The organism is Desulfonema magnum (assembly GCF_017377395.1).
GTDB classification, from domain to species: domain Bacteria; phylum Desulfobacterota; class Desulfobacteria; order Desulfobacterales; family 4be13; genus Desulfonema_C; species Desulfonema_C magnum.
In genome coordinates, this window is sequence record NZ_CP061800.1 from 2,986,539 (window position 1) to 2,996,169 (window position 9,631).

Sequence of the window (9,631 nt, forward strand, 5' to 3'; positions counted from 1 at the left end):
GATAAGACAATTGCCTGTTCTGTCACGGACAGCCATATATTTTTGTGCAAAAGGTGGGACACACCCAAAAAATTTCATTTTTTATTCAAGTGCAATTCGGTCCAGACTTCCTTTCCCGTTAGCATTTATAGATCAGAGGAGCCGAGCAATAATTCTAATTTTACCGGATTAAAGCCTAATGAAATGAGAATTTTCCAATCTATCTCTATTTCTTCCGGGGTCAGTTTGTTATATAAAAATTTAGATTTTTTGATAAAATCCGAAGACAGATGGGTACATGCCGGGCAGTCCGGATCAATCATCCACTCTGGTTTACCATTATCCCCGGGTTTTACAAGAATCGGATATGCCTCACAATCTATGGGTTTGCAATGCTGAATCGTGCATTTCTTATCCTTCCAAAACGGACAGGGTGTTCCCCTCAGAATGGAATAGCCATCATACTCCTCAAGGTATTTTTCGCCACCGGCGTCAATAATTGCCTGTCTTTCAAAAGGATAGATGACAGGCTGACCTATGGTGCAACAGCTCTTCTCGCATTTTTCACAGAATCCGTCCCAAAGCTCTAAACTCATTTTACCTCCTTTCAAACTTTAAGTGTCGGTTGCTTGTTGTGCCTTTTATAAATCCGATAACCGCCCGTAATCCAGTTTCAATAACCGGTCCGCAACATGAAAATATCGGTCATCATGGGTAACCGCAATGACACTTTTGCCCTGTGCCTTAAATGAGGGCAGCAATTTCTGATACTCGATGTTCAAGTTTTTTTCTGTCATTCCTGCGAAAGCAGGAATCCACAGCTTCCGGAACGCCGCATCGGCCAAAAACGGATTCCTGCTTTCGCAGGAATGACAGGCTTTTTGTCCGAACCGGGTCAAAAAGCTTGAACATCGAGTGATAAAAATATTCCCGAAAATGAGGCGACTTATCCGCTGCCCATTCGTCAAAAACATAAACAGGCTTATCCTCCATGATCGAGGAGGCAATTATGGCCAGCCGCTTCCGCTGGCCTGTTGAGAGATCAAGGGCCTGAGTCCTTCAAAAATTACGCTTTGCACTCCGGATCTGATAAGTGCAACTTTGGCACTCCGGAGCCTGATCAATCTGAAAATCAGACTTGAAAATTCATTAATGATGAGCTGTCAGCTATCAGCACGCTGCTTTTCTCTCCTATTCTGCCTTCTCAGCCATAATTCAGAAACCAATCCATTTCTTTTTCTTCCAGATTCATCCCCACAATCACCTCTGTCAGAGGTATTTCATCTGAACCGATGATATCTTCCGTATGCATTTCCATATTCAGCAGGAGTTTCGCAGCGTCGTTTTTCAACAGGTTCTCGTGTGCCTGCTCAAAGTCTTTACGGACTGCATTGCGAAAAGAGGCTTTGTTTTTTTTCAGAAATCGCCTCAGTCGTTGCTGCCATGCCCTGATTTCTTTCATCCAATGGGGCCCGATGTTCCGGATACCGGGGAAGGCTGAGGCGAGTTCCGCCAAACATATATGAATAATCAGAAGTTCCCATATCCCTTCAAAATCAGGTACCTGAGGCATATCCGACAGCTCCTTCACAGCACTTTGCAAACTGATTTTTCCCGATTTGAACCGAGTTAATATTTGTTCGACATGCGAGCGTGTCAAAAGATTCATAAGTCATCCGTCCGATTGATATTTTTACCACGAAACATACGAAAAAACGGCATTCATACTTTCTTTGGTAATCATGAAAAATAATTTTCGTACTCCTGTTACAAATCCGATAACCGTCCGTAATCCAGTTTCAATACCCGGTCCGCAACATGGAAATATCGGTCATCGTGAGTGACCGCGATGACACTTTTGCCCTGAGCCTTGAATGACGGCACCAGTTCATGATAGAAATACTCCCGAAAATGGGGCGACTGATCCGCTGCCCATTCGTCAAAAACATAAACAGGCTTGTCCTCCATGATCGAGGCAATCATGGCCAGCCGCTTCCGCTGGCCTGTTGACAGATCAAGTGTGCTGAATCTGTTCTCCTCGACAAATTCAAGTTTGTGATCCAGGTCCATGAGTCTGAGAAGCTCATCCACTCTTCCCTTGTCAATATGGCTCAGTCCGTATAACCGGTCAAAGAGGTGAAAATCCGAGAAAATTGTGGAAAACAGGTACCGGTGCTTTGCCATTTCCACTTGGGAACCGTCAATTTCAATGGCCCCGGAAAGCGGAAAATAGAGACCCGTGATTATTTTCAGCAAAGTGGATTTGCCGCTGCCGTTTCCGCCGATGATAAACAGAATTTCATTCGGACAGAGTGAGAAACTGATATCCTCAATTGAAAACAATGGTTTACCTTGTCTGTCCCGGTATGTGAAACAGATATTGTCATATCTGATCTCTTTAAAGCGATGTATCTTTTCCTCAGAAACCGGATAAGAAACTTCGGTTTTTATGGTTTCAAGTTCCTGTTCCAGTTTCAGGATTCTTTCAATGGAAACGCCTGCCCATACAAGATATGGCACTGTGTCCTTCAGGGCAAAAAAAGGAATAAACAATATCATTGTCACTGATACAACCACCTCGTGTGTGGAAACATGGATTACGGTCGGTAAAATGAATACCATCGGGATAAATACAATAAACTGTATAAATGCGGATAAGACATTGCTCTGAGCAAACGCATTTTCTGCTTTGGTTCTGTATTGCCGGTTTTCAGATGTTTTTTTCCTGAAGTTATGGTGAAAAAATTCGTCGTTTTTTCGGTCATTGACCTTCAGTTCCTTAAATCCGTAAATCACATCGCTTATGGAATCGAATAATCCCTTTTCCGTATCTCTTGCCTGCGAAATCCATTTTTTTATCCGGGCCATCTGATGGGCATATATGAGAATTCCTGACCCCAAAATGGCAACGATGAATAAAGAGCCAGGCAAATACACCAGTGACAAGTAGATAAGCACGGTCACTGACAGGAACGCGCTCTCGGTCGCGTTCATAAACATATTTATCGCTTCAGATACGATCTGGGTATCCCTTGTAATCACATTATATATCTCGGATTTTCCCAATCTTTCATAAGATTCCAGGTCTGCCTTCCGAACCTTTTCAATAATTCTTTCACGCGTACTGCCTACGACTGCTTCGATCAACTGAACAGCGTTTTTCTGATATCGGACATAAAAGATCGCAGTTAACAATAACATGATTATGAAAAGCATCAGATACCGGAAATGGGACAGAACTTTGCCCAACACGCTAGTCAAAATGACCAAGATAATGGTATCAGATATCACATAACATATACAATAAATCAGATATTTCCTGAATTTCTCCGGTTCTCTTTTTAATAATTCTTTTAGCATAGTGGTTCTTGATGTTTTTCAACGATAACCCGTTCATCACCTGACATCAACACGTTAATGCAGTTCCATTTATTCAGAATGCCTGATCCGTTTGAAAACAACTTAGGAACAGTCACAAAATAACTTAGAAACCAAGTTTCTTGAATTCGAGGTTCAAGTTTTGAAAAAAATTAAGACCTCGAAACTATTCCTTAAAATAAGTACCTGTGCAACAGTTTTTTATATATCTTTTTTCTGCGAACTGCGGAGAAACCCGGCTTTTTCCTTCACGGGCGGCGGGTCATTCCGGGAAAAAAGCCGGGTTTCTTCCCGGGTAAATATAAAAAACTTTTGTTCAGGTACTTATCTCAACTTTTCAATTAGCTTTTTTGGCGTGCAAAGCAATTATCCCTGGTGAACCAAAATCAAAATCCATTTCTTCAAATATTTGAATACAGACATTGCTATATCCTATATTTTCTAACAGTTGAGTAAGATAATTTTCATCAACATGGAAACACTCAAAATGTAAGGAACCTATTTGGTAAATTGAGGTGTTTTTTAATAACGTCATAACTAGGGTACCATTGGATTTCAACAATGAGGAAATGTTTCTCAGAGCTGAAATAAAAGATTTTTTTTCTGTTGCAACAGCTTCGATACAGAAACTAACAGAAATAATATCAAAATCAGATTCCGTGTGTGGTGCTAAGGGAGCATCTTGGAGAATGTCACAGTAAATAATTTGCCTGATCTTTGAACGGAGTTGTTTTTTTAGTTGTTCCAGTGACTCAGGAGCAGAATTCCCATTTAATTTGAGAACGTATTCAAAGTAACTATCCCAATTAAAAGCATTCGGTTGGTTTTGAATCCATCTCAGAACCTCTTGGCGATTCGCTTCCAAGTATTCTGAAAACACAATGTCATTGGCACAGAAACTTGCACTAATTAACTGGTAAATAGTGGGGCCTCCCCCTATTTCAAGAAATTGACGGGAGGGTGGCATTTGACTATATAATTGGTGGTAGAAATCAAGCAAAAAGGCATTTTCCTTGCCAATTCAAAGATAGAAGGTATTCAGATAAGTCGTTGGGTTCAAACGACTATAATCCGTTGCAAATTCCATGCTAATTGTTATCCTTTGATTCTTAATCTTAATAAACTGATCACGCAAATCTTGAAGCTTTGCGTGAGATAAAATTTAAGTTTGCCAAAAAAAATGGGAGCTTGAAGCTTGAAAGTTGATTTCTTCTTACGCATCACGCGTCACTCCTCACTTGTCCGTATTCCATCTTTATTACCTGATCAGCAACATGGAAATAGTGTTCATCATGTGTTGCGGCAATAATGGTTTTTCCCCTGGCTTTTAATTCCGGCAGTAATTTTTCATAAAAGGACTTTCTGAACTCCGGGTCCTGTTCGGCTGCCCACTCATCAAACACATAAATCGGCTTGTCTTCCAGAAGCGCTGTAATAAAGGACAGTCTTTTCCTCTGGCCTGTTGAAAGCTCTGAATAACGGAACTGTCCCTCCTGCCATCGGACCTTGTGGAAAATTCCCATCATATTGAGGAGTTCGTTCACTTTTTCATCAGAGGGCGATTCAATGCCGTATAATCCGTCAAACAGATGACAGTCCGTATAAACCACGGAAAATAAATGACGATGCTCGGCCATGTTTATCTCTGTCCCATCCATGACAAACGCGCCTGAACGGGGGGGATACAAACCCGTCAGCATTTTGAGCAGCGTGGATTTTCCGCTGCCGTTTCCGCCTTTGAGAAACAAAATTTCACCCGCTTTAAGGGTCAGGTTGAGAGGGCCTATGAAAAAAGTGGTATTCCCCTCTTTATCTGTATAATCAAACCGAAGGTTCTCTATCCGGATTTCATTGAAATCATACAATGGGTCTTCTGGCCTGGTAGAAGCAGCAAACTCCCCCAGATCGGATGAGACCTGCAACTGTTGTTCCAACTGGTCCAATCTTTCCCCTGACACATAAGCCTGAAGAATTTCAGGCATTGATACAGATAATATATTTATCGGATCCCATAAAAACGCGGAGGCAGCAATCACTTTGAACCGCACTGACACGGGAACATAAGAAGGCAGCAGAAACACGACACAGCCCAGAGACAAATAAAACATAAATACAAAAGAAAATACATTTACCCGGGCATATTTGTCCCCGACCCTGATTCTGAGTCTTTTCACCGTATCCGAAAGGGGCCTCAGATAGTTGTGAAAAAAATCCTCATTTTTTTCATGGCTGATCTTCAGTTCCTTGAAACCGTCGAGTACATGACCGAAATCGTCAAACAACTCCGTCTCCTTGGAAACAGCTCCGTGAATTGCCTCGTGCAGGGAGTGCCGGTACGACTGATAGTATAACAGACTTATCATAAACAATCCCAGAAAAATAAAACCTGACAGGGGCGAGGTCACGAAAATATAAGCCACGACAAAGAGAATGGTAAAGACAGACTGAATGACATTGATACCGGCCGCTGCTGTTCTGGATATCTTTTTGGTGTCCATTGTCATTTTCACATATATTTCGCCTTTGTCCAGGTTTTCAATCTGCATCAGTTCGGCCTGCCGCAACTGGTTTCCGACTTTGTTGAGATATTTTTCCAATGTCTGCTCGACAAAATCAATTCCGGTCCGAAGCGCTATCCGCTTGGTAATCACAAAGAATACCAATGCTGCCAGAAAAGGCGGCAGATGCGTCAGATGGACTCTTCCTTCAAGAATTTCTCCCGCGGCCTCGTTGACAATGATGGCCATGGATGAACATCCTATTGCAGCCATGAAAGTCATCATCAAAACGAACACCGGGGTGAAACTGAGCTTATTTTCTGGAAAAAATAATAGTTTGAACATGTGAATTAATTAGGAATCAGCGTCTCGGCCCCTTGTTTCTGTCCGAAGCTTAAAAACAACTATGCAATGAATAATATTTCAGGCATGCAATCACACTCATTTTCATTTCTGCGCAGAAGGAATCATATCTTTAATATAGGTAGTGCATTGTCAACTTTGATTTTATGAGTTGCCACCTCTCCTCCCCCCTTTTGTAAAGGGGGCGGGGGATTTTTCAACCCCGTTTTTCAAACGTGAAAATGCAGTAGTAATAGTTTTTTGTCTGTTATTATAGACATTAAAGCGTTCTGTCAAGGCTTATGTACAGTGCTGAAAGCATGAATTTTTACCAAACAGTGAACTCAGTCGAACGGAAAGACAGAAAAAAAGTGTGTGCCCCATCTGTTACACATCCGAAAAAATTAGCCACAAAGACACAAATACACAAAGGAACCACGGAGAGACTTCGTGAAACTTTGTGCCTTCGTGGCAAAAAAAAACGGCCGGTTCCGCTTTTCACATATCCTGAAAAATCAGACACAAATACACAAAGGAACCACGGAGAGACTTCGTGAAACTTTGTGCCTTCGTGGCAAAAAAAGAGACTTAGTGAAACTTCGTGCCTTCGCGACTTCGTGGCAAAAAAACGGGTGTGTCCCGCCTTTCACACATAAAACCTGCCCTTGTGTAAAAGGCAGGACACACCCGAAAAAAAGTCTGAATCCGTGTCAGTCCGTGTCAATCTGTGGTTCAAAGGATGGGGGAGGAACTGTTTCATAAAGAATTATATAATTTTATATAACTTCCTGTTTTTTAAAGATTTATTGATTTTCACACTTTAAAAAATAATTTCTTTAATTTCAATCAGTTATATTTTAAACAAATTTCTGATTTTCAAAAAGTGTTCAAACTGCTGATACTGCATGTGCGATAAAAAATTAGGTTTTTAAAAATCAGACAGTTAGAAATTATTCCCCGTCCCCCGTGCTTGATTTTATTTTTATAACACACTTATTTTAAAAGAAAAAAAATTATATGAATTTTTCATAAATTTACCTGCCTGTAAATGAATAATTGTTGACAAAATAAATTCGATGATGATATTTGTCCTTTTCTATATTGCGAGTTAATAAGGACAAGTAATATGGAACTATTGATAATATCTTATTATAACTAATTAATTTTATCCATAAACAGACATCTGCAAAAACTCGGAATCTGAAAAACATTTTTCAGATTCCGAATCAGTGTGAATTTTGCCTTCGAAATCTGACCGATTTTGTAATTGACTTATTTAACTCTCAGTTTTTAATTAATAAAAAGGGATACAACGGGGTTGTTAACAACAGATGCTTTGCCATGAGACTGCACCACTTGAAAAGCTAAGTTTTTTTTAAAAAACTTAGCTTTTCATTGTCAATGGTTCGGATAGTTTTTATAACCTATTGTTTTTACAAAATTTAAAAATTTCAAGGTTGAAAATTCGAATCCTTTAATTTCAATAGGTTACAGCTTTACACACGTCTGATTTGTGAAAACTGTCCGAACTATTGATTGTCAGGAGTTTATTTTTTTCATATCGCTTTTAAGAACTGCCGGAGTGCCGGACTTACAGTCTGGCGCTTCGGATAATCGTCGTAGCTGCCCTTTATGGAACAGGTGACGTTGAAACAAACCTGTCTATGAGATAGTAAAATAGAAAAAGCTATATTGGTATGTAAGAAAAAAAAAGGTTTTGTGTATTATTAAAATCAAGGATTAAATAAAAGAACAGATAAGGGGAAGTAAACGTCGGATATTTTTTCGATATAATGCTTGCAGTATGAAATTGAAACGAAAGAGATATTGGCGGTTATAAATTTTTCATATGATGAAAAAGATGTATGCGGAGTGGGTAATTTTAATGTGGGTTTCTCTTTTCATGCTTAATGGGTGTGTGAGTTTTTACCAGATGGATCTGAAAGGTCAGCGCCAGGTGAATTTGGCAAAAGACCTGGAACTGCTTCATCCCAAAGCAGAGGTTGCTGTGCCTGACCCGCTGACACTTGATCACGCAATAAAAATCGGGTTGCAAAACAACCTTGAGATGCGGATCAGCAGAATCATGGCGGAAATTTCAGATGACAATGCGCTGGCTGAAAAACTCAAAATGTTTCCCCAGCTTGACTTCCAGGGAAATGTTTCAGGAAGCAGTGCTTACAGTGCTGCTGATGAAGACAAAACCCGAATCACCGCAAGCCTTTCCCTGACATGGAATATCCTTGATTTTGGTCTTTCCTATATCCGCTCCCGCCAGGCAGCCGTCCAAACGGAAATCCAGCGCATGGAACGTCTGCGACAGGCCCAGCTCCTGGCATTGGAGATTTCCTCAGCATATTGGCAGGCTGTTCTGGCTGAACAGTCCCTCGAACAGATCAGAACCCTTGAAGCTGAGGTGATGGATTACAAGAAAAAAGCGGAAGCATTGGTGTCTCAGAAACGCCTTGACCCCATTTCTTCCAAGGCGATTGAGAAAAAGATCGTGGAACTAGCCATCACCGCCAGCGATCTCCAGGCGGAAATTTCCGGCGCGAAAATAACATTGTGTGAGCTGATGGGACTGGGACCCGCGACCGAGTTTCATTTGGCAAAGGAAAAATTCGAGACATATCTTGAAAAAATGCCTGGGCCGGATTCCCTTGATCCCCGTAAGCTGGAAATGATTTCTCTGAACAACCGGCCTGAATTTTTCGCCGCGGACCTTGAGATGCAGGTTCAGCAGGACGAAGCGTTGGCCGCATTGGTTTCCATGTTTCCCGGGATCCAATTTTATTTTTCGAATTATTACAACGCAGACAGTCACTATGTGAACAATTTCTGGGCCGCATGGGGATCGAGTCTGACAAGCAGTCTGCTTTCCCTGCCGTCGCGTTATGTGCAGTGGCAGAGTCAGGGAAAATCCGTGGACAAGGTGAAACTCCAACGTCTGCTGCTGACAGCCGGTGTCATTGTCCAGGCGCATCTGGCATTGCATGAATATAAGGTCAAAGAGCGGCAGTTCAGGTTACACGAAGATTCTTTTTTAATTGCCGAAGACCTTCTTTTTATGAGCCGGGAACGCCATGAACTGGGGCTGCTTTCCAGCTGGGCCATGACCCAGCGGATGCTTGAAGATGTGGTGGCAAGACTGGCACGGGATCGGAAGATTATTGATCTGATCAATGCTTACAATACCCTGCTTGTGACCATGGGGCTGGATTACAACCGCTGGGGAGAGAATGTTCTTGAAATAGATGAGAACGGGCAGCCGGCAGATATTGAAGAAAGAGATATTGATATCCCGGGAGAAGAGAAAGATATGTTTACACCGCTCCCGGATTTGGTAAGTTCAATTTTAATTTCTTAATTACAAACAAAAAAAACAAATCACAAATTACAATACCAAATTATTTGGAAATTGGAAATTGGAGTTT

6 protein-coding genes are annotated in these 9,631 nt (G+C 41.3%); 1 reads left to right on the forward strand and 5 read right to left on the reverse strand.

Annotated features, from left to right (window positions below; translation table 11 throughout):
- Positions 1-125: 125 nt before the first annotated feature.
- From dnm_RS11875 to dnm_RS11895, 5 genes are all read right to left on the reverse strand, one after another.
- Positions 126-575 carry a YkgJ family cysteine cluster protein gene (locus dnm_RS11875; protein ID WP_207682860.1) on the reverse strand — a complete coding sequence of 150 codons (450 nt, stop codon included), beginning with the start codon at positions 573-575 and terminating at the stop codon, positions 126-128.
- Positions 576-1,183: 608 nt separating this feature from the next.
- Positions 1,184-1,552 (reverse strand): hypothetical protein, encoded by a 369-nt coding sequence (locus tag dnm_RS11880; RefSeq protein ID WP_207682861.1) that lies wholly within the window; start codon positions 1,550-1,552, stop codon positions 1,184-1,186.
- Between the two features lie 194 nt (positions 1,553-1,746).
- Positions 1,747-3,339 (reverse strand): ATP-binding cassette domain-containing protein, encoded by a 1,593-nt coding sequence (locus dnm_RS11885; RefSeq protein WP_207682862.1) that lies wholly within the window; start codon positions 3,337-3,339, stop codon positions 1,747-1,749.
- A gap of 355 nt (positions 3,340-3,694) precedes the next feature.
- Complete coding sequence (gntF, locus tag dnm_RS11890; protein ID WP_337833613.1) at positions 3,695-4,378, reverse strand: guanitoxin biosynthesis pre-guanitoxin forming N-methyltransferase GntF; 684 nt, start codon at positions 4,376-4,378, stop codon at positions 3,695-3,697.
- A gap of 199 nt (positions 4,379-4,577) precedes the next feature.
- Positions 4,578-6,128 (reverse strand): ATP-binding cassette domain-containing protein, encoded by a 1,551-nt coding sequence (locus tag dnm_RS11895; protein ID WP_207682864.1) that lies wholly within the window; start codon positions 6,126-6,128, stop codon positions 4,578-4,580.
- 1,918 nt (positions 6,129-8,046) lie between these two features.
- Between dnm_RS11895 and dnm_RS11900 the strand changes: the two genes are divergently transcribed.
- Positions 8,047-9,564, forward strand: coding sequence for a TolC family protein (locus dnm_RS11900; RefSeq protein WP_207682865.1), 1,518 nt, complete (start codon positions 8,047-8,049; stop codon positions 9,562-9,564).
- Positions 9,565-9,631: the final 67 nt, after the last annotated feature.